This window comes from Cylindrospermopsis raciborskii Cr2010 (assembly GCF_003367075.2).
GTDB lineage: Bacteria > Cyanobacteriota > Cyanobacteriia > Cyanobacteriales > Nostocaceae > Raphidiopsis > Raphidiopsis raciborskii.
Genome location: NZ_CP065936.1, coordinates 51,980 through 71,040, shown reverse-complemented (window position 1 = coordinate 71,040; position 19,061 = coordinate 51,980). Strand labels below are relative to the sequence as shown.

Genomic DNA, 19,061 nt, shown 5'->3' with positions numbered 1-19,061 from the left:
ACTGCGTCATAAATCTCTTTAGAGAAAGTTAATAGAAGTAACGGTATAAAGATCTTGATTAGAGAAGCCAGTATTTCCCTAGAATTACCCCTAATATTGCTAGTGTTTCAGGTTCCAGCAGTGCTAATTTTAATCTCACGGTTGCTGAAAGGACCAACAAGACACCCACCCATAGAACCACAACAACCCACCCCTGATATGTTAGGCAGTGTAAGTGTGATTGTGCCGACTTTAAATGAAGCCCTACGCATCACTCCTTTACTAAGCGGTCTGACTCGACAAAGCTACGAGGTTAGGGAAGTAATTGTTGTTGATAGCAGATCCAAGGATGGCACTCCGGATTTAGTTAAAGCAGTACAACAAAAAGATCCTCGATTTCGGGTTATGACAGATGACCCCCTACCTACTGGTTGGGTAGGTCGTCCTTGGGCCTTACATAATGGCTTTTTGTTTAGCTGTGAGGAGAGTAAGTGGTTTTTGGGAATGGATGCGGATATTCAACCCCATCCTGGGCTAGTAGCTAGTCTAGTTAGAACTGCTGAAGCTGAAGGCTATGATTTGGTTTCCCTGTCTCCTCAGTTTATCCTTAAGTATCCGGGTGAATGTTGGTTGCAACCCTCCCTGTTATTAACACTGTTATACAGATTTGATCCGGCTGGTACTCGTACATCCCAGCCTGAAAGGGTAATGGCCAATGGGCAGTGTTTCCTATGTCGACGCTCAGTTTTGGCCACTATGAATGGTTATACTAGTGCCAGGAGTTCCTTTTGTGATGATGTTACTTTGGCTCGCAATATTGCTGCTGCGGGGTTTAAAGTGGGTTTTTTAGATGGAGCTAGGGTTTTTCAAGTGCGAATGTATGAGGGCGCCATGGAAACCTGGAAAGAATGGGGTCGTAGTTTGGATTTAAAGGATGCTTCCCCACCTGGTCAAGTTTGGGGGGATCTGTGGTTATTGTTCTGTGTTCAAGGTTTACCCCTACCGGTGATTTTAGCATTCTTGCTGGTTTCCCCATCCCCCTATCTCCCTGGTTCCCTTTTATTGGCGTTAAATGTTTTTTTATTGAGCATCCGCTTTGCTCTACTGCTGGCAATTTCTCCTTCCTATGACCGAACAAATGCTTATGGTGGTTGGTTATTTTGGCTTTCCCCTTTCTCTGACCCTCTAGCAGTTATACGCATCTTTTTATCAGCACTTCGCACTCCTAAAGAGTGGCGTGGTAGAAAGTATTGATTAGTGTTAATTAATTATCATCCTTTTCCACTTGATCGCCCCTTTCCAGCTCCCACAAAATCTGATTCCCTTCTCGTCTGACTCGTGACACTATCCAGTTACGCCATCTCCACTGATCACCGCGACTTGTCACTGCACTGGCATGAACATCCATTAAATCTGCTAGTTCGGAACTGGTGATTAAGTAACCTTTCTGGGCAATTTCGTCCGCAATCTTTAGGGTTTCCATGAGATTACGGATTTGTAATATTCTCATTTCCGGGGGTTTTTCTTCCTGTGTCACCACAGATATTCCTGTAGATGTTTCCATAGTTCTTTCTTCCAATAAACAAGTTCTACCTTCCAACATATTTTGAGCAATTTTTGTTGATTTTGTTGGATAATCAGATACTTTTGTTACATCTCTTTGAGTTATTTGGGTTAAGGTTTCTTGACAATTAGTTAGCAACTGTTGGGGGGATAATTGTTGCAAAGGGGGAATTTTGCCACTCGCAAAAGAACGGGCAATAACATCGCATCTTTCATTACCTATATCACCCGCATGTCCACGTACATGTTGCCACCTGACTAGCTTGGTGTTCAGCTTGTCTATAATTTTTAGTAGCTCTTGGTTTTGCACCGGAGTGCCATCTGATTTTTTCCAACCCTTTTTTTTCCATCCATGTATCCATTTAGTCACACTATTAATTAGATATTCGCTATCGCTATATAGAGTAATAGGTTCAACTTGTCCGGATTGAGCTAATAATTGAAGTGCCCCGATCGCAGCTTGGATTTCCATTTGATTGTTTGTAGTGTAGTCAGATGCTTCCCCCATTTCATGAATTGAACCATCATGAAAGTAAACAACCACACCCCAACCACCAGGACCTGGGTTTCCCTTGCAAGCTCCATCGGTATATATACTTTTAATTATGCGTTGATTTGACATGATAATTGGTTAAAAGTCTACTTGGAGTTTATTCATATATCATATCCTTCAGTTATTTTTGATGATGCAATTGGGACAAAGGAGTTAACAACCCATCGATACTAACAAAATTTTTCTGCTGATGATATTCTCTAATACCTAGTTGGCCCTTTTTCATAGCCCAACCGATCAAAGTTTGTCTTTGTCCAAGGTATTCATAAAGTGGTACTCCAAAACCACAGGAAGTTTGTATTCTGTCAATATCCGCAACAATGATTTGTCTCGTTCCAACTATGGGAGGAAATAAGGAATATAATTGATCCCACTCATAATCATCAGGTAAAATAGTTCTTCCCTGACCATAGAGTCTGAGAATGCAGGGAGGTTCTTGGAAAGCACAAAACATGAAAGTAATTCTGCCATTTTCTAACAGATGAGCAGAGGTTTCGTTCCCACTACCTGTTAAATCCAAATAAGCAACCCGGTGGGGTGAAATGACTCGGAAACTGTCTAATCCCTTGGGAGAAACATTAACGTGGCCTGTGGAACTTAGAGGAGCTGTGCCAACCAAAAAAATATGCTGCTTGGCGATAAATCCTTGTAACTCCTCCGTAATAGAGTTAAAAACCTTAGCCATAAATAATTGGGATTTGCTAATATTTTTCTTGAGCGGTTATTTTATATTCCCAGATTAACTGCTGATACAAATGTCGTCAATATTTTTATCTCCTCCCATCCAAAAAATTCACAATCCCCTAGCTGACCATTTAAGTATTGAGTTATATGTTTTACGCTTAGATTTAATACATTTACAGATAAATGGTAACAAATGGTTTAAGTTGAAATACAATCTCTTGGAAGCGAAACATAACCAGTGTACCAGCTTGCTAACCTTTGGTGGTGCATATTCCAATCATATTTTTGCTACTGCAGCTGCGGGTAGGATTTTTGGCTTTGAAACTATTGGTGTTATCCGGGGAGAACCAACCCTACCTCTTAACCCTACCCTGCGCTTCGCCCAGGAACAAGGTATGAAATTATTATATTGCGATCGCCAAACTTACCGACAACGTCATACACAAGAAGTTCAGGAAGAGTTCAAAAAACAGTTACCAAGATCCTCAAATGAAACCTTTATTATTCCTGAAGGTGGTGGTAATTTAAATGGCGTGCGCGGGTGTATGGAAATCATGCAAGATCTACAATTTTTTGATATAATTTGCCTAGCTTGTGGTACAGCTACCACCCTCACAGGTATTGCTCTATCACCCGGGGGTAGAACCAACTTACCAACAAGAATTATGGGCTTTCCCGTATTGAAAGATGCCAGATTTTTAGAGAGGGAAATAGACAGACTAATCAGCGACTACCTAAACTCTAAGCTACCCACTTTGGTAAATCATCCTACGTCTTGGCAATTAATCTATGATTACCATTTTGGCGGATACGGAAAAATAGATCAACAACTAATTCAATTCTGTCACCAATTCCATCAACAACATCATATACCACTAGATTATATATACACTGGTAAAATGTTTTATGGAGTTATAAACTTGTTAAAACAAGGATTTTTCCCACCGAGTAAAATATTACTAATACATACTGGTGGGTTACAGGGAAATTTAGGAATAGAGCAAAAACTCACCCAAAAAAGGGATAATGACCCCTAACCCCTTTAAGCAGTGCGAAAGCGAGCCAACTCCTGACCGGTTTTAGCATCATGAGCATGAACCGTGCAGACCAAACAAGAATCAAAAGAACGAGCAACATGTCCTACTTCCACCGGATCCGTAGGATCAGTAATGGGAGTACCAATTAACGCCTGCTCCACAGGTCCAAGATGACCATTACCATCACGAGGTCCAATATTCCAAGTTCCGGGAGCAATAACCTGGTAGCTCTTAATCTTACCCTCAGCAATTTCTATCCAGTGACATAAAGCACCTCTAGCTGCTTCCGTCGCTCCCCAACCTTTACCATCTTTTTCTTGGGGTTTAATATACCAAGGTTCGTTTAATTTAAACTCTCTCAAACAACGTTCTGCTTGACGATATAACTTAACCAGCTCATGAACCCTAGCCAATTGTCTGAGATGAACACTTGCACCACCCATTTTTTTAAAAACATCCAAAATAAATGGGTCATAATGTTGCCAAGTTTCTCCACCATTCCCACCTGCAACTAATTGACGTGCCAAAGGACCTGCTTCCAATCTACCTAAATCTTGATGAAGGACTGCACTAGACCAAGAATAAGCACCGACAAAATCCTTTTGGTTGTTAATAGTTGGGGAAGTCTTGCGATCGCTTGGATGCCAATCCTGAGTACCTTCATCATACCAAGAATGGGTTAAATTTTCGCGAGTAAAAGCCTGATTCATAATAGAATGTTGATCTTTGTGACCATCATAAACACCACCCTTCATAATCACTGCTGCATTGCGCCCATCAATAGTAGGTTTATTATATTTATCCTCATGAGGTAAATATCCCCAGGTAACAAATTTTTCCACACCCACACCATACTTATCCAGTCCAATCTCTAAACCCATACGCCAATACAAACCCAGATCAGATTCTCTGTGTTTAATATCCTCCTCCAACCAAGTTTGAAAATCCTGATATGATTGAATTTCCTCATATCTTTCCAATGAACAACCCAACCACACCGGTTCTAACCAATTAGTGCGAAAATATTCCAACATTCCCCAAGCGCGGGTAATATCACTGAGAGAGGGGGCGCACATCACACCACCGGGCACCATATAACTGCTGTGAGGCCATTGCCCTCCTAATAAAGCGTAGATTTCCACCGGTTTAGCAGAAATAGTGACACCAAGTTCGTATGATTTGCCTGTAAAAGCAGCAAAGCGACGACAAGCTTCATCATAAAAATGACTACTGCGATAATTCTGGTGAGTTAAATCAATAGCAAATAATCCGTAAAAATAACGAGGGATACTTTGAATCGTCTCCACAATTTGACCTAAATTTCTAGCCAAAATTGCATTTCTAGGAACCTCTGTTTGCCAAGCAGTATCTAAGGCCCAAGATGCAGAACTTAAATGAGAACCACCGCAAATACCACAAATTCTGGGAGTAACAATTAGTCCAGCTTGAGGATCCTTATCGCGTAAAATGATTTCAAAACCGCGAAAAAGTTCTGCATGAGTCCAAGCGTTTGTCACGTATCCATCTTCTATTTCCACTCGGACATCTAAATCACCCTCAACTCTACCAACGGGTGCAATATCTAATGTTTGAATTGGCATATTTTTACAGCATTAGCAATGGGTTGACAGTAATTGTTTAGATCTAAACCAAAAAGAAATCCTCATCAGTCCATTTTGGTGCAGTATCCTTGGCTACAACCGTGAATACCGCATAATCTTTAGGATTAACTCCTGGGGGTATTTCCTTGGGAACACCCATAATGGTTTGGGTCTTAAATACTGTTCCCGGTTTTAGATCATGAAAAGGAAATTCCGGTTCTGTACAACCAATACAGGGCATACCAGCACGGGTTTTTGATGATACTCCATTCCACAAAATCCGATTACAGGAGGAATGGGTCATGGGTCCACGACAACCTAAGTCATAAAACAAACAACCTTTGCGATCGCCAAATTCTGTAGTTGTTGCCCTATAAGCAAAGTGAATATTGCGGGTACAACCGGTTTCAGCAAAGGTATTAAAGAAAGTTTGGGGACGATGTAGTTCATCTAAAGCAATATCACTTATACGTCCAGTAGCAATTGCCACTAATATTTGCGATATCCAATCGGGGTGAGCGGGACATCCGGGGATATTAATTACTGGTAACCCGCCCTTACTAATAAAATCTTCACCTAAAAACCCGCCCTTTTTCCGTTTGAGGAACTGTAAACCTTGAGATTCACTGGGGTTAGGTGACATAGCGGGAATACCCCCCCAAGTAGCACAGTCTCCAATAGCAACTACAAAATTAGCAGCTTTGGCCAAATCTTCTAACCATTGTTTCATGGGACGGTCAGCAAAGCGATTCCACTCCCCAGTACCATTGGGAGCGTTGACGACAGTACCTTCAAACACCAGGATATCCAGGGGAGTTTTACCCAAAATACATTCCCACAATAGGGTTTGTAGGTTGGTGCCCATTTCTAAACCCAGGGAGGGATGCCAGAGAATCTTAATTCCAAAGTCAGCTATCAGGTCACAAGCGGTGGGATCCTCCGCATTTAAAAAGGACATGGTGTCACCAGAACAAGCACCACCTTGTAGCCAAAGTACATTAGTCATTGGGTATATTGTGTCGTGATGGGGAAGGTTGTTAGTTTGCAGTCGTTTTAAGGTAAAAATACACAGAGAAGCGGAAACTTATAGATTTTAATTAGATTTTGATTAGATTATGTTAACCTTAATATCAAATTTCCTTCCGATGTTAATGTAACCAAAACCAAAAAATTATGATGTATAATAGTGTTACCTTAATTAATTAGATTGTTGGTTTTGTCGTTTTTTTATTAATTTATTTTTTATTTTGCAGATGCACACTTGGCAATGGCAAGAATGGCAAAGTCTACCATATCTTACTTGTAGTATTTTGACACCCTGGTCCCATGGGTTTTTTACCCAGCAGTTTTGGCCTCTCCCACCTCATGAATTGACTAGGGTATTACAACCACAGGCCAGCACTTATCGTTTAAAACAAGTTCATGGTAATATAGTGTTGACACCCCAGGAGGTAAATCAGTATTTAACTGAATTTGGTGATGAACTGGCGTTAGCAGATGGTTTAATTACCCAGGAAGCGCAACAAGCTGTTTGGGTTGCTTCTGCTGACTGCACGCCCGTTTTAATCGCTGATGCAAAAACAGGAAAAGTGGCAGCCCTACATGCGGGTTGGCGAGGTACAGCAGCTAGAATTGTTCCTCAAGCAATTGAAAAAATGCTATCTCATGGTAGTAGATTGGAGGACTTACGCATTGCTATGGGTCCTGCGATTGCTGGAGAGGTTTACCAGGTTTCTCTGGAAGTGGCAATTCAAATCGGAAGTTCGATTTTACCCGACCATGAACCGGAGAGAATAGTTGCTACTTTACAGAGTTTATCAGATTCTCCCCTTTTACCCGATGCAGAACCAGGCAAGATTCGTTTAGATGTCCGTCGGATTAATGTTTTACAATTGGAAGAGTTAGGAATTAATTCAACTCAAATTGCTGTTGCTCCTTATTGCACGTATCAATGCCCTGAACACTTTTTTTCTTACCGAAGACAAAGGGAGAAAAAAGTTCAGTGGTCGGGAATTGTCAGTGTGGAACTAGATGGAAATTAAAGCCGATGATGGGATTTGAACCCACGACCTGCTGATTACGAATCAGCTGCACTACCACTGTGCTACATCGGCACAAACAATATATAACCATAACACAATCTCGGAAAAAATGCTAGACCCAAATATTAAAAATCGCTTAAAAGCTGAAATAGGTTCGCCCTATAAAGGACTAAGACAATTTATTTATATTGGTATGGGTGCTTCTGGTCTTATAGGTGCCTTTGTGTTTTTCTTTCAAATATTGGCCGGTAGGAACCAAGCTCTACCTAATTTTGCCCTGCAAGTAGGAATTGTTGCTATAATGGCCTTATTATGGAAATGGGAACGCAAAAGCAAAACCTAGGGTTACCTTAAACTTTAATCATACAACCAAGTGTTATTAGAAAAGTCGTCCTTTTTTGTATCTGCTTTAGACTTGTCTATAAATATTTCCGGAGGACTGTAAGATTTTCTGGGGTTGATAACTAAGGACTTGGCAACCTCTTTTGTTGGTTGTGTGGATTGGACAGATTCCCCCGTAGAATTGGGTATGACTTGTTGAGCTGTTTGCTGTTTGAGTTGATTGTTTTCCTCTATTAGAGTAGAATTGGATTCAGCTAATTTTAGAGCGGTTTTTTTCGTCTCGTAGAGTTCCTTACCTAATTTCTCCGAGAGAGACCTTTGTTCTGATAAGGCGTTCTTCAATTCACATATTTCCTGCTGCATAGCAGTTTCTCGGACATGGTATCTGTTCAGGGACTCCTGAAGTTCTTGTACTGTAACTCCCCAGTGCAGACCGTTAGAATTATCACTGGTGGAATTACTTGAGACTATGGTGACAGAGTTAGATCCATCTTCAGGGAGTTCCAGATCTGGAATCTTTTTTGCTGTGGTTTCAACCACAGATTCATCGGGAGTGAACTTTTGAACTTCCTCTTGTAGTAGATCAGTGAGACGTTTTCTAGGCATTATATTCTCCGTGTTAAATATATTATCTTGTTTTATACATAAATGTTTTGACAAACAGGAGAGTTAGGTAATTAAACCACTATTTGCTCAATCATTTTCTGCTCCAACAAGTCTAGTAAAGTATCCACATCTTGGTTCACCCGTTCAAAGCATGTGCGGGGTGACGATTCAGGAGCGAACTGAATCAACTTAATTTCTCCTTGGCCAATCCCAATCATCAAAACCTCGGTTTCTGGGTTATTATTATCTATGATTCCCAAAAGTTCTTGGAGTCGTTTTTCCACCCGCTCATTTAATTTTTCTACTGCTTCTTGAGGACAATAGACAAAATGAGGCTGAGGTTGTAAATCAATACCAATAGTCCCCTGACTACTGCCATTTTCTAACCACAACCCCCAATATAAAGCTGCTAACTCCTGCTGGTTTTCTTTGACAAACTTATCTAGCTGCCTATGCCATTTTCTATCACTTATTTGCGGGTTTGGATTGTTAAACATAATTCGAGACACAGAAAATTATATGTCAACCATCGTAACACGAAGGTGTGCCTAGCTAACTAAGAATTACAGATCACATTCATTCACGCTTGCCGGAAATTCAGCCTATTCCTTAAATAAATGTTAATTTTTGTAAACATTTATTAAATTAACCGCGCCTAATTTTACATAATAAATTTCATTAGTATGACTCGAGACCTTACACCATTCTACTAGCTAGAATTTTAAACAAGTTATATTAGAGCTGTTGGGAAATTGAACCAAATTCTCAGGAAAGTAATCACTGCAGTGAAGGTTGGGATTCGTAAACTCTAATTTCTTCTATTCAAATCTGACAAATACTACTATGTATGAAAATATTATACTCAAAGTATTTAACTAGATAATTCGTGCTTTTTTATAGTTTACATTACAATAGAAATGTATTTTACTTGTAATATTTTCAGTATAAATATGGATTTGTATACAGTTAAGAAAGTAAAATTTTACCTTCTCATATTTGAATCATTTTCTTTATCAATGTAATAAATGCAAGTACAAACAATAAGTAATTTCTATTAAGAGTATAGAATGACACCCATAACAATTGTAAAGTTTTTTGTTTTTCAATTGGAAATGCTTTACATCAAAAACAAATAGTGGTATTCATATTTATGTGAACCACCAAAACAATCTTCCAGGTCAAAACCGGTTTGGGGTAAGCACTCAAATGAGTTGTTTCACCCGATTCCTCTCCGTGTTAGTCAGTTAGGTTGTTATAATTAGGTTCAGTCAACAAAAACAACAATGAGTTAAAGGTGCAAAACAATGGCAGTTGAAAAAACCAATTCTTCCTCCAGCTTGGCAGAAGTAATCGACAGAATCCTAGACAAAGGTATCGTAGTAGATGCTTGGGTTCGTGTATCCTTAGTAGGTATTGAACTATTAGCAGTTGAAGCTCGTATCGTTATTGCTTCCGTAGAAACCTACTTGAAGTATGCAGAAGCAGTAGGATTGACCCAATCCGCAGCTGTACCTGCTTAATTTTTTTGATTCGTAATTTTATTTACTAAGGCAGGGCAAACTAGAAAAAAACTGGTTGTTCTGCCCAGTGGTTCCAGAAAACAACAATGAGTTAAAGGTGCAAAACAATGGCAGTTGAAAAAACTAATTCTTCCTCCAGCTTGGCAGAAGTAATTGACAGAATTTTAGACAAAGGTATCGTAGTAGATGCTTGGGTTCGTGTATCCTTAGTAGGTATTGAACTATTAGCAGTTGAAGCTCGTATCGTTATCGCTTCCGTAGAAACCTACTTGAAGTATGCAGAAGCAGTAGGATTGACCCAATCCGCAGCTGTACCTGCTTAATTTTTTTGATTCGTAATTTTATTTACTAAGGCAGGGCAAGCTAGAAAAAAACTGGTTGTTCTGCCCAGTGTTTCCAGAAAACAACAATTAATTAAAGGTGCAAAACAATGGCAGTTGAAAAGACCAATTCTTCCTCTAGCTTGGCAGAAGTAATTGACAGAATTTTAGACAAAGGTATCGTAGTAGATGCTTGGGTTCGTGTATCCTTAGTAGGTATTGAACTATTAGCAGTTGAAGCTCGTATCGTTATTGCTTCCGTAGAAACCTACTTGAAGTATGCAGAAGCAGTAGGATTGACCCAATCCGCAGCTGTACCTGCTTAATTTTCTGACTTTGATTTAGCAGAACAACAATATGTTCTGCTAGAAAAATCTAACTAACAACAATTAATTAAAGGTGCAAAACAATGGCAGTTGAAAAGACCAATTCTTCCTCTAGCTTGGCAGAAGTAATCGACAGAATTTTAGACAAAGGTATCGTAGTAGATGCTTGGGTTCGTGTATCCTTAGTAGGTATCGAACTACTAGCAGTTGAAGCTCGTATCGTTATTGCTTCCGTAGAAACCTACTTGAAGTATGCAGAAGCAGTAGGATTGACCCAATCCGCAGCTGTACCTGCTTAATTTTCTGACTTTGATTTAGCAGAACAACAATATGTTCTGCTAGAAAAATCTAACTAACAACAATTAATTAAAGGTGCAAAACAATGGCAGTTGAAAAGACCAATTCTTCCTCTAGCTTGGCAGAAGTAATCGACAGAATCCTAGACAAAGGTATCGTAGTAGATGCTTGGGTTCGTGTATCCTTAGTAGGTATCGAACTACTAGCAGTTGAAGCTCGTATCGTTATTGCTTCCGTAGAAACCTACTTGAAGTATGCAGAAGCAGTAGGATTGACCCAATCCGCAGCTGTACCTGCTTAATTTTTTTATTAGACTACGCCAATAACCAAGTGGTAAGAAGTTCACTAGATTTGTTTTAATCTGGTGAATCTTCTCCCATTGATGTTGATATTTGAGGAGGACTTCATGGTCGCTTTGTTGCAAAAGATCAGACTGGAAAATCAGTCAATATTTCAAGAGGTCAACGATTTTCTTTCCACAAGGAAAAGTAATAGACTTGCGCAAGCTCAGAAGCAAGCCGAGGATTTAAGCCAATTTCGCCAACAACTAGAGCAAGAAATTGATCAGTTCTTAGCAAAAACCGCTCAATCTCGTCAAGCTCAAGCTCAGGCTCAAGCCCAAGAACTATATCAGTTCCGCTCTCAGCTAGAGCAAGAAACCAATGAGTTTTTGACAAAGACCACTCAAGCTCGCCATGCTCAAGCTCAAAAACAAGCAGCTGAATTAAGCGCTTTCCACAAAGAACTAGAGCAAAAAACAGAAGTGTTTCTGGCAGATACAGCGAAAGCTCGCATTGCCCAAGCTCAAAAACAAGCAGCTGAATTAAGCGCTTTCCACAAAGAACTAGAGCAAAAAACCAGTGCTTTTTTGGCAGATACAGCTAAAACTCGTATTGACGAAGCTCAAAAGCAAGCAGCAGAGTTAAGTGCTTTCCATAAAGAACTGGAGCAAAAAACTAGTGCTTTCTTGACAGCTACAACTAGCGATCGCGCTGCCAAAGCATCTGCCCAAAAAGAGGCATTGCGTCAGTTCCGCCAAGATCTATTTTTGAGTGTTATTGGTGTGTAAGGTGCTGATATATCAGGCAAATTAATTCAAATATTTTGCCTCTGACCCATCCGCATGATATTCTAGTCAAACGAAGGCCTCCTAGAGCAACAGTTTTCGAACTGAAGATTAGGAGGCACTAAACATATAACAATGAGTTTTAAAGTGCAGTTTTGATGCAGTCGTTCGTACCTGAGTCTAAGGACTGTGGTCCATGGTCTAACAGCAATAAGAACTCAGGGGGATTCATTCAAACTAACCTTGATCCCGCACCTTGATCTCAAACCTAGCATATTTTTTTAGCTAATCTCATTTCCTTACAATTTGTAACCTTATGGCTGTCAGCAACATTAACAATCAGAAAAGAGCAATTCTTCGGGTTCGTCCAGGTCAGTTTGTGATGACACCTGCTATTGAGAAGGTGGCCTTGCGAGCTTTACTCTATTTGAGATCTGGCTTCCCCGTGCACCTCCGTGGTCCTGCTGGTACAGGCAAAACCACTTTAGCATTACATTTAGCTCATTGTTTAGATAGACCAGTAATGTTGCTCTTTGGGGATGATGAGTTTAAAAGTTCAGATTTAATTGGTAGTGAATCTGGTTATACCCATAAGAAGCTTCTAGATAACTATATCCATAGCGTTGTCAAGATTGAGGACGAATTTAGGCAAAACTGGATGGATTCTAGACTAACTTTAGCTTGTCGTGAAGGCTTCACATTAGTATATGATGAATTTAACCGCTCCCGTCCAGAAGTAAATAACGTTTTGCTTTCAGCCTTAGAGGAGAAAATTCTCAGTTTGCCACCCAGCAGCAATCAGCCTGAGTATCTTCATGTTAACCCTCAGTTCCGAGTTATTTTCACCTCTAATCCAGAAGAATACTGTGGGGTTCATTCCACACAGGATGCACTGATGGATAGACTGGTAACCATTAACATGCCAGAACCTGAGCACCTAACTCAAACGGAAATATTGGTTCAAAAAACAAATATAGATAAACAATCTGCTGGTTTGATTGTGGATTTGGTCAGATCATTTCGACTGGCTACCCACGCGGAGAAAACCTCTGGATTGCGTGCAGGTTTGATGATTGCTAAGGTTTGTGCTGACAACGATATTTTGGTCGCACCAGAAGATCCTACCTTCCGCGAGATTGCTATGGATATTCTGTTCAATCGTAGTAGCTTGCCTATTGCAGACTGTACAGATATTTTCATGGATCTGCTCAACTTAGACGAACCAGAATTGCCTGTAGAAGAATTAAATGGTCATATAAACGAAGAAGAAAGTAATCACACTGCCATACCAATTGAGGAAATTGAGGGTTTAGTTACAGCCAAGGTAGTTCCCTTTGAAAAAGAAGTTTACAACTACCTACTACAAAAAAGAAGCGAGTCTGTCAATGGGATTAAAAAATTCCTAAACTCGGAATATCACACCGCCCTTAATGCTCTACGTTCTTTAGAGCAAAAAGGTTTGGTGAGTAAAAACAAACGTATTTACACTATTTAACAGAGTTGATCATTTGTGAATTCCCCAATACTACCAACACGTTCCCAGGTAAGCTCCGGTCAAGTTATTAAAACCTCTACCCAAGGTTCGACACTAGCGGACATTCTGGAAAGAGTTTTAGACAAGGGTATTGTCATTGCTGGCGATATTTCCGTGTCTATTGCCTCTACTGAGCTTCTACACATTCGGATTCGCTTATTAATTGCTTCCGTTGATAAAGCCAAGGAGATGGGTATTAATTGGTGGGAGGGCGATCCTTACCTCAGTAGTAAGGCTCAGGGTTTAATTGAGGAAAACAGGGAACTCAGAGGGCGTTTAGCTAATTTAGAGTCACAACTAAACTTGCTAACTTCTGATATAGCCAAAACCTCTGTTGAAAAGCCAGAATTAACTCTGGAGAACAATCTGAATGGTGATGATAACACTCAGGAACTGAGTGAGGAAATTACGCCAATATCTGTAGACCAGGAGGAACTGGAGGAATATACTATAGTATCAGAGCAACTTCCGGAAAATCTCCAAGAAAATACTGATTATATTGGGGGTTTTAATCAACATGATGTTGTTTTAGAAGAGACGGAAACCAGTCAACCAGACACTCAAGCTATTGTAGCATTGGATGATGAGATTGGTTAATTGTCTACTGACCATTCTGAGTGTTTAGGTGACGTTCGTCGGTGAAACTATGGAAATGGCTATCACTCCATTTGATCAGTCCCAGGACTTCTTACCACCCGCTTCTGGTACCAAGAAAGAAGCGGGTTTGGCTCCCTTGCTATTAACGGTTTTGGAACTAGTGCGCCAATTAATGGAGGCTCAGGTAATTCGTCGTATGGAGGAGAATTATCTGAGCGACTTGCAGTTGGAGCAAGCTGCAGAAAGCTTACAAAAACTGGAATCTCAGGTCCTCCATCTGTGTGAGGTGTTTGATGTTGACCCAGCTGAATTGAATGTGAATTTGGGCGATTTTGGCACGCTCTTACCACATAAGGGTTCCTATTATCCCGGAGAGGAGGGAACTCAACCTAGTGTGCTGGAACTGTTGGATCGTCTTCTCAATACAGGGGTTGTTGTTGATGGGGAAGTAGATTTGGGAGTGGCTAATTTAGATTTAATTCATGCCAAATTACAGCTGGTTTTAACTTCAAAACCAATTTAGGCAAAACCAATTTAGGCAAAACCAATTTGGCTGTTTAATGATTCGGTGTTACTTATTTATATGGTTATACGTTAGTTATAATCTGTTTTAAATCGGATTCCCAGGTGTGATTATTATGAGTAGCAATGGACTTTACTTATATGGTATTTTACCAAAACCATTAACGCAGGATTTAACATTGGAGGGTTTGGATAAGCAACCAGTTAAAACTCAGGATGTCAATGGGTTTGTTTTTTTATATTCTCATGCTCTCCAAAAGCAGTATTTGGCTTCCCGACGTAATTTGTTGGCTCACGAGAGAGTTTTAGAACAGGTTATGCAAGAGGGGTGTCCGACTCTTTTACCTTTGCGCTTTGGACTGGTCGTGAAAGATTGGCAGGAAATTTCTAATCAATTAATTAACCCATCCCAAAATCAACTACACCAGCTGTTTGAGAAACTAGCAGGACAAAGAGAAGTCAGTGTGAAGATACTTTGGGATACCAAATCAGAACTGCAAATGATGATTGATTCTAATCCTGACTTAAAGCAGCAACGAGACGCTATGGAAGGCAAAAATTTAAGTATGGATGAGGTGATTCAAATTGGACAACTGATTGAAAGTAATTTGATGGAACGCAAAGAAGCAGTAATTCAGGTTTTTCGAGAACAACTGCAACCATTTGCTAAAGATGTGGTCGAAAATGAACCTATGATGGAAGAGATGATCTACAATGCAGCATTTTTAATTCCTTGGGATGCTGAATCCGCATTTAGCGATCGCGTGGAGTCTATTGACAAACAATTCGGCGATCGCCTGCGTATCAGGTACAATAATTTCACAGCTCCCTATACGTTTGCCCAATTGTCGCCATCATGAGTGGTTGAACCATTTTATTTTTGTTATCCAGGAAGTGCCTTATGTTGATGAAACTGTTGCTATCACCCGTAATGGGTCCGATTAATGGAGTAGTATGGATTGCCGAAAAAATCCAAGAACGCACCAATACTGAATTTGATGATCAAGAAAACCTGCACAAAAAATTATTAAACTTGCAGTTATCATTTGACCTAGGGGAAATTGGCGAGGAAGAATTTGAGGAACAAGAGGAAGAAATACTTCTACAAATCCAGGCCCTAGAAGAAGAAAGGGCCAGTTTAGAAGAGGAAGAGTACCTAACTGAGGAAGAAGAAGATCTCATTGAGGAACCCGAATTCAATATAAACACACCCAAAATTCAGGAAGAAGATAAAACCTTAGTCTTATCACGTTAACCAGGAATGAAACCTAAGCTGTTTCTAAGTAACCCGCTATGGCGGGTTATTAAATAATAAAAACAGCGCTGGCTTTTTTTAAGTCTAGTTAGGCAGAAAATATGCTAATATTCAATTTCAAAAGTGCTGTAACTAGGAATATCATTGTGAGTGTTTAGTTTAGCTAGTATGCGAGAACTCAATCGCGGTTGACGAGACACATAAATGCTTTGTTCTGTTGATTCTATTTGGCTATTAAGAAGATCCAATCTCTTTTGAAGGATAGTGGTTCGTTCTTTAAGACTGAGTAGTTCTCTCTGGATACGTTGTTTTTCCGTCACCATTTTATAAAGATCTAATTGGCTAGAAGCGTCAGTTTTAGTTCTGGGCATGGTGCTAATTTTGGCCCTAGACATGGCAGCGTTGGGAATGCTTTTCATAAAACTACCTAGAAGTATTCACCTATTATAACTAACTTCTTGCGATTGTAAACTATCAAACCACTGTCAAAGGAATTGTTTCCACTTTTGATTAAGATTAAGTTTATACTTTAGTTATAGCTGAGTTAAAGATCTGGGAGCAATGGGCGACAAAATCCTGTGATAGGTGAAAATATGGAATTAACAGACTTGTACACTTATGCCTTTTTAGAAACGCCCCATTCACCCCTGGTTTTACCACAGGGTGTGAGAGGTCCAGTAAGCTTAGTAACAGGTAATCAAGTTTCAGCTCTTGTGGAACCTGGAATATCCCCAGCTTTCTGGGAGAATGATGACGAGAAGATAGTTCAGATGGCTTTATGTCATGACAGAGTGATTTGTGAGATGTTTGAACAAGTAACAGTTTTGCCTTTAAGATTTGGTACATGTTTTGACTCCTTAGATAATCTACTCAAGCACCTAGCATGGCAAGAAAAAGAATATAAATCCCAGCTAGAAAAAATCAGAGACAAAATAGAACTAACCTTAAAACTAATTCCCCACACATTTCTAGAACCAGTAGTTAGCGAGAAAGGGGGGAGAAACTACTTTTTAGCCAAAAAGCAAGAGTATGAGAATCAGAAAACCTTTGTCAATAGTCAAAACATAGAAAAACAGAACCTAATTGATTTAATTACCAAAGAATATAACTTACCAGCAATGGTTCAGGAACAGAAAGAAGGAATAAAAATATATGTTTTGATTAACATAAATGAAAAAATTCACCTAGAGGAAAAATTCTTGAATTGGCAGCGGGCCTGTCCCAGATGGGATTTAGTTTGGGGAGATTGCCTACCCCCCTATCATTTTATTGAGCATTAATATTCATTCCAGTTTCTAACCCTATTTTTTTAAACCAAATGTACCAGTACGATAAATTAAATTTAGTCATGTTGAGCGGTAAAGGAGGGGTAGGTAAAACCACCCTATCTTGCTGCTTAGCTCGTTATTGGGCTAGGAAATTTCCAGAAGAGAAAATTCTTCTATTATCAACAGACCCAGCCCATTCCCTAGGGGATGTACTACTGACAGAAGTCACCAATGAACCTCAATCAGCAGTAGATTTACCGAATTTGAGCATTCAGGCCCTAGATGCTCAAAATCTTCTGTTAGAATTCAAAGCCAAATATAGCCAGTACCTGGAAATTCTAGTGGAAAGAGGAAGTTTAGCGGATGGAGAGGATCTAGCCCCCGTTTGGGATTTAGACTGGCCCGGATTAAATGAACTGATGGGACTACTAGAGATCCAAAGACTGCTATCAGAGAAAAACGTAGATCGTATAGTAGTGGATATGGCTCCATCTGGACATACGGTGAGCTTGCTAAAACTAAAAGACTTCTTGGACGTAATTTTACACTCCTTAGAATTATTTCAAAAAAAGTATCAAGTCATCACCGAAAGCTTTACTGGAAACTATCAACCGGATGCAGTAGACGACTTTTTGATTGACTTCAAATTTCAACTATCACAGAGTAGAAGACTACTGCAAGACAGTCAATTCACCGGGTTTTTAATAGTCGGGATTGCCGAACCAATGTGTTTAGCAGAAACCGAAAGATTCCTAGAACAGTTAAAAACCTTAAAAGTTCCCTTTGGAGGAATTCTAATCAATCGAATTTTAACAGATCCTAGTATGGATCAGGATCGATATGCGGAACAGCAGAACTACGTGCAAAAGTTCCTAAATCTTTCCGGACAACCCGTATTTATTATTCCCCAACAACCCGCCGCCCCCTTGGGTAGTCAAGCACTGGATAAATTGGCTGGAGAAATTCAACATATCAGTCAGGTAGAAGAGGTAGCACCACCCATAATTCACTGGCCACAGAGAATACCACCTAGTTTTACTGATTTTCTGGATCAGGGTTGTAAACTAATTATTGTAGGTGGAAAAGGAGGAGTAGGCAAAACAACGGTATCAGCAGCAATGGGTTGGGCCTTTGCTAGTCATTATCCCCAAAAAAATATTAGCGTGATCTCCATAGATCCAGCACATTCTCTTGGCGATGCATTTGGTCAAAAATTAGGACATGATTCCCAACCAATCACTCCCAACCTATGTGGACAAGAAATAGATGCTGACAAAATATTAGACCAGTTCCGTACTGATTATCTGTGGGAATTGGCAGATATGATTAGTGGGGAAGGAACAACCAAGGATACAGACGTAAACATTGCCTACCTACCGGAAGCGTGGAGACAAATTATGTCTCAAGCATTACCGGGTATTGACGAAATGCTATCCTTAATCACAATCACTAACCTTCTAGAAACTAACCAGCAAGATTTGATTATTCTAGACACAGCTCCTACGGGACATCTGTTACAATTTTTATCCATGCCTTCCGCTTTAGGAGATTGGTTATCCTGGATCTTTAAGCTATGGATGAAATATCAGGATGTTTTAGGTCGGGTAGACTTCATTGGTAGATTGCGACAGCTGCGACAACAGGTAGTAAAGGCGCAAAAGAAATTGAAAGACCCCCGTCATACCCAATTTGTGGGTGTAATTCAGGCGGAATCGGCTATTACATCAGAACACGTTCGGTTAACCGCATCTTTGAAAAACATGGGCATTGAACAAAGGTACGTAGTACAAAATCGCTATACTCAAGCAGTGGAAGTTGATCACAATTTATTTCCCGAACAAACAATTATTCACCTACCCCTGCTACCTAGATCAGTAGAGCCCATAGAAAGAATCAAGGGTGCGGCTAACCTTTTGTTTGCATTTGAGAAATAAAACTAGTACATCACA

The 19,061-nt window shown here is 39.9% G+C and carries 24 protein-coding genes and 1 tRNA gene; 17 read left to right on the top strand and 8 right to left on the bottom strand.

What is annotated here, in order from left to right; translation table 11 throughout:
* Positions 1-54: 54 nt before the first annotated feature.
* Positions 55-1,233, top strand: a complete 1,179-nt coding sequence (gene cruG, locus C6N34_RS00330) for a 2'-O-glycosyltransferase CruG (protein ID WP_057178833.1) — start codon at positions 55-57, stop codon at positions 1,231-1,233.
* 10 nt (positions 1,234-1,243) lie between these two features.
* On the opposite strand, the gene rnhA is transcribed toward cruG, so the two are convergent.
* Positions 1,244-2,164, bottom strand: coding sequence for a ribonuclease HI (rnhA, locus tag C6N34_RS00325; protein ID WP_115538953.1), 921 nt, complete (start codon positions 2,162-2,164; stop codon positions 1,244-1,246).
* 52 nt (positions 2,165-2,216) lie between these two features.
* Positions 2,217-2,780 (bottom strand): pyridoxamine 5'-phosphate oxidase family protein, encoded by a 564-nt coding sequence (locus C6N34_RS00320; protein WP_115538952.1) that lies wholly within the window; start codon positions 2,778-2,780, stop codon positions 2,217-2,219.
* Positions 2,781-2,850: 70 nt separating this feature from the next.
* Here C6N34_RS00320 and C6N34_RS00315 point away from each other — a divergent pair, with 70 nt between their 5' ends.
* The gene (locus C6N34_RS00315) at positions 2,851-3,816 is read left to right on the top strand and encodes a 1-aminocyclopropane-1-carboxylate deaminase/D-cysteine desulfhydrase (protein ID WP_057178835.1); all 966 of its coding nucleotides are present in this window, start codon (positions 2,851-2,853) and stop codon (positions 3,814-3,816) included.
* Between the two features lie 5 nt (positions 3,817-3,821).
* Here the strand turns inward: C6N34_RS00315 and C6N34_RS00310 are convergent, their stop codons facing one another.
* Positions 3,822-5,417 carry a nickel-dependent hydrogenase large subunit gene (locus C6N34_RS00310; protein WP_006278427.1) on the bottom strand — a complete coding sequence of 532 codons (1,596 nt, stop codon included), beginning with the start codon at positions 5,415-5,417 and terminating at the stop codon, positions 3,822-3,824.
* A gap of 43 nt (positions 5,418-5,460) precedes the next feature.
* Positions 5,461-6,423, bottom strand: coding sequence for a hydrogenase small subunit (locus C6N34_RS00305; protein ID WP_006278426.1), 963 nt, complete (start codon positions 6,421-6,423; stop codon positions 5,461-5,463).
* A gap of 247 nt (positions 6,424-6,670) precedes the next feature.
* Between C6N34_RS00305 and pgeF the strand changes: the two genes are divergently transcribed.
* Positions 6,671-7,459, top strand: a complete 789-nt coding sequence (gene pgeF, locus C6N34_RS00300) for a peptidoglycan editing factor PgeF (protein WP_057178836.1) — start codon at positions 6,671-6,673, stop codon at positions 7,457-7,459.
* On the opposite strand, the gene C6N34_RS00295 is transcribed toward pgeF, so the two are convergent.
* Positions 7,460-7,531, bottom strand: a tRNA-Thr gene (locus tag C6N34_RS00295). It lies immediately after the preceding gene.
* Between the two features lie 37 nt (positions 7,532-7,568).
* On the opposite strand from C6N34_RS00295, the gene C6N34_RS00290 reads away from it, so the two are divergent.
* Complete coding sequence (locus C6N34_RS00290) at positions 7,569-7,802, top strand: DUF3493 domain-containing protein (protein ID WP_057178837.1); 234 nt, start codon at positions 7,569-7,571, stop codon at positions 7,800-7,802.
* 14 nt (positions 7,803-7,816) lie between these two features.
* On the opposite strand, the gene C6N34_RS00285 is transcribed toward C6N34_RS00290, so the two are convergent.
* Both C6N34_RS00285 and ccmS read right to left on the bottom strand, forming a co-directional pair.
* Positions 7,817-8,407, bottom strand: a complete 591-nt coding sequence (locus tag C6N34_RS00285; RefSeq protein WP_115538951.1) for a hypothetical protein — start codon at positions 8,405-8,407, stop codon at positions 7,817-7,819.
* Between the two features lie 71 nt (positions 8,408-8,478).
* Positions 8,479-8,904 (bottom strand): beta-carboxysome assembly chaperone CcmS, encoded by a 426-nt coding sequence (gene ccmS, locus C6N34_RS00280; RefSeq protein WP_006278422.1) that lies wholly within the window; start codon positions 8,902-8,904, stop codon positions 8,479-8,481.
* An 807-nt stretch (positions 8,905-9,711) separates the two neighbouring features.
* On the opposite strand from ccmS, the gene gvpA (C6N34_RS00275) reads away from it, so the two are divergent.
* The 11 genes from gvpA (C6N34_RS00275) to C6N34_RS00225 all read left to right on the top strand — a co-directional run bounded on the left by gvpA (C6N34_RS00275) (position 9,712) and on the right by C6N34_RS00225 (position 15,844).
* On the top strand, positions 9,712-9,927 hold the full coding sequence (gvpA, locus tag C6N34_RS00275) for a gas vesicle structural protein GvpA (protein ID WP_057178839.1): 216 nt from the start codon (positions 9,712-9,714) through the stop codon (positions 9,925-9,927).
* Positions 9,928-10,034: 107 nt separating this feature from the next.
* A complete protein-coding gene (gene gvpA / locus C6N34_RS00270) occupies positions 10,035-10,250 on the top strand; it encodes a gas vesicle structural protein GvpA (protein WP_057178839.1) in 216 nt (71 codons plus the stop codon).
* 107 nt (positions 10,251-10,357) lie between these two features.
* The gene (gene gvpA / locus C6N34_RS00265; protein ID WP_057178839.1) at positions 10,358-10,573 is read left to right on the top strand and encodes a gas vesicle structural protein GvpA; all 216 of its coding nucleotides are present in this window, start codon (positions 10,358-10,360) and stop codon (positions 10,571-10,573) included.
* An 83-nt stretch (positions 10,574-10,656) separates the two neighbouring features.
* A complete protein-coding gene (gene gvpA / locus C6N34_RS00260; protein WP_057178839.1) occupies positions 10,657-10,872 on the top strand; it encodes a gas vesicle structural protein GvpA in 216 nt (71 codons plus the stop codon).
* A gap of 83 nt (positions 10,873-10,955) precedes the next feature.
* Positions 10,956-11,171: a gas vesicle structural protein GvpA gene (gvpA, locus tag C6N34_RS00255; protein ID WP_057178839.1), complete on the top strand. Its 216-nt coding sequence runs from the start codon at positions 10,956-10,958 to the stop codon at positions 11,169-11,171.
* 105 nt (positions 11,172-11,276) lie between these two features.
* The gene (gene gvpC, locus C6N34_RS00250) at positions 11,277-11,939 is read left to right on the top strand and encodes a gas vesicle protein GvpC (RefSeq protein WP_115538950.1); all 663 of its coding nucleotides are present in this window, start codon (positions 11,277-11,279) and stop codon (positions 11,937-11,939) included.
* 313 nt (positions 11,940-12,252) lie between these two features.
* A complete protein-coding gene (gvpN, locus tag C6N34_RS00245; protein ID WP_057178841.1) occupies positions 12,253-13,431 on the top strand; it encodes a gas vesicle protein GvpN in 1,179 nt (392 codons plus the stop codon).
* 15 nt (positions 13,432-13,446) lie between these two features.
* A complete protein-coding gene (locus C6N34_RS00240; RefSeq protein WP_006276396.1) occupies positions 13,447-14,067 on the top strand; it encodes a gas vesicle protein in 621 nt (206 codons plus the stop codon).
* A 49-nt stretch (positions 14,068-14,116) separates the two neighbouring features.
* A complete protein-coding gene (locus C6N34_RS00235) occupies positions 14,117-14,590 on the top strand; it encodes a gas vesicle protein K (RefSeq protein ID WP_057178842.1) in 474 nt (157 codons plus the stop codon).
* Positions 14,591-14,705: 115 nt separating this feature from the next.
* The gene (gene gvpF, locus C6N34_RS00230; RefSeq protein WP_006276398.1) at positions 14,706-15,449 is read left to right on the top strand and encodes a gas vesicle protein GvpF; all 744 of its coding nucleotides are present in this window, start codon (positions 14,706-14,708) and stop codon (positions 15,447-15,449) included.
* Positions 15,450-15,490: 41 nt separating this feature from the next.
* Positions 15,491-15,844 (top strand): gas vesicle protein GvpG, encoded by a 354-nt coding sequence (locus tag C6N34_RS00225; protein WP_006276399.1) that lies wholly within the window; start codon positions 15,491-15,493, stop codon positions 15,842-15,844.
* Positions 15,845-15,948: 104 nt separating this feature from the next.
* On the opposite strand, the gene C6N34_RS00220 is transcribed toward C6N34_RS00225, so the two are convergent.
* Positions 15,949-16,263 (bottom strand): coiled-coil domain-containing protein, encoded by a 315-nt coding sequence (locus C6N34_RS00220; protein ID WP_006276400.1) that lies wholly within the window; start codon positions 16,261-16,263, stop codon positions 15,949-15,951.
* Positions 16,264-16,437: 174 nt separating this feature from the next.
* On the opposite strand from C6N34_RS00220, the gene C6N34_RS00215 reads away from it, so the two are divergent.
* Positions 16,438-17,124 carry a GvpL/GvpF family gas vesicle protein gene (locus C6N34_RS00215; RefSeq protein ID WP_115538949.1) on the top strand — a complete coding sequence of 229 codons (687 nt, stop codon included), beginning with the start codon at positions 16,438-16,440 and terminating at the stop codon, positions 17,122-17,124.
* Between the two features lie 68 nt (positions 17,125-17,192).
* Positions 17,193-19,046, top strand: coding sequence for an ArsA family ATPase (locus tag C6N34_RS00210; RefSeq protein ID WP_115538948.1), 1,854 nt, complete (start codon positions 17,193-17,195; stop codon positions 19,044-19,046).
* The last annotated feature ends 15 nt before the right edge of the window (positions 19,047-19,061 follow it).

Excerpts from the sequence above, each read along its gene's own strand:
- ccmS (WP_006278422.1), bottom strand. The coding sequence starts at position 8,904 with ATGTTTAACAATCCAAACCCGCAAATAAGTGATAGAAAATGGCATAGG.
- gvpF (WP_006276398.1), top strand. The coding sequence starts at position 14,706 with ATGAGTAGCAATGGACTTTACTTATATGGTATTTTACCAAAACCATTA.
- C6N34_RS00225 (WP_006276399.1), top strand. The coding sequence starts at position 15,491 with ATGTTGATGAAACTGTTGCTATCACCCGTAATGGGTCCGATTAATGGA.
- gvpA (WP_057178839.1), top strand. The coding sequence starts at position 9,712 with ATGGCAGTTGAAAAAACCAATTCTTCCTCCAGCTTGGCAGAAGTAATC.
- C6N34_RS00315 (WP_057178835.1), top strand. The coding sequence starts at position 2,851 with ATGTCGTCAATATTTTTATCTCCTCCCATCCAAAAAATTCACAATCCC.
- C6N34_RS00290 (WP_057178837.1), top strand. The coding sequence starts at position 7,569 with ATGCTAGACCCAAATATTAAAAATCGCTTAAAAGCTGAAATAGGTTCG.
- C6N34_RS00285 (WP_115538951.1), bottom strand. The coding sequence starts at position 8,407 with ATGCCTAGAAAACGTCTCACTGATCTACTACAAGAGGAAGTTCAAAAG.
- gvpA (WP_057178839.1), top strand. The coding sequence starts at position 10,956 with ATGGCAGTTGAAAAGACCAATTCTTCCTCTAGCTTGGCAGAAGTAATC.
- C6N34_RS00210 (WP_115538948.1), top strand. The coding sequence starts at position 17,193 with ATGTTGAGCGGTAAAGGAGGGGTAGGTAAAACCACCCTATCTTGCTGC.
- gvpA (WP_057178839.1), top strand. The coding sequence starts at position 10,035 with ATGGCAGTTGAAAAAACTAATTCTTCCTCCAGCTTGGCAGAAGTAATT.
- gvpA (WP_057178839.1), top strand. The coding sequence starts at position 10,657 with ATGGCAGTTGAAAAGACCAATTCTTCCTCTAGCTTGGCAGAAGTAATC.
- C6N34_RS00235 (WP_057178842.1), top strand. The coding sequence starts at position 14,117 with ATGGAAATGGCTATCACTCCATTTGATCAGTCCCAGGACTTCTTACCA.
- pgeF (WP_057178836.1), top strand. The coding sequence starts at position 6,671 with ATGCACACTTGGCAATGGCAAGAATGGCAAAGTCTACCATATCTTACT.
- C6N34_RS00310 (WP_006278427.1), bottom strand. The coding sequence starts at position 5,417 with ATGCCAATTCAAACATTAGATATTGCACCCGTTGGTAGAGTTGAGGGT.
- gvpC (WP_115538950.1), top strand. The coding sequence starts at position 11,277 with ATGGTCGCTTTGTTGCAAAAGATCAGACTGGAAAATCAGTCAATATTT.
- C6N34_RS00305 (WP_006278426.1), bottom strand. The coding sequence starts at position 6,423 with ATGACTAATGTACTTTGGCTACAAGGTGGTGCTTGTTCTGGTGACACC.
- rnhA (WP_115538953.1), bottom strand. The coding sequence starts at position 2,164 with ATGTCAAATCAACGCATAATTAAAAGTATATATACCGATGGAGCTTGC.
- C6N34_RS00320 (WP_115538952.1), bottom strand. The coding sequence starts at position 2,780 with ATGGCTAAGGTTTTTAACTCTATTACGGAGGAGTTACAAGGATTTATC.
- C6N34_RS00220 (WP_006276400.1), bottom strand. The coding sequence starts at position 16,263 with ATGAAAAGCATTCCCAACGCTGCCATGTCTAGGGCCAAAATTAGCACC.
- gvpN (WP_057178841.1), top strand. The coding sequence starts at position 12,253 with ATGGCTGTCAGCAACATTAACAATCAGAAAAGAGCAATTCTTCGGGTT.
- C6N34_RS00215 (WP_115538949.1), top strand. The coding sequence starts at position 16,438 with ATGGAATTAACAGACTTGTACACTTATGCCTTTTTAGAAACGCCCCAT.
- gvpA (WP_057178839.1), top strand. The coding sequence starts at position 10,358 with ATGGCAGTTGAAAAGACCAATTCTTCCTCTAGCTTGGCAGAAGTAATT.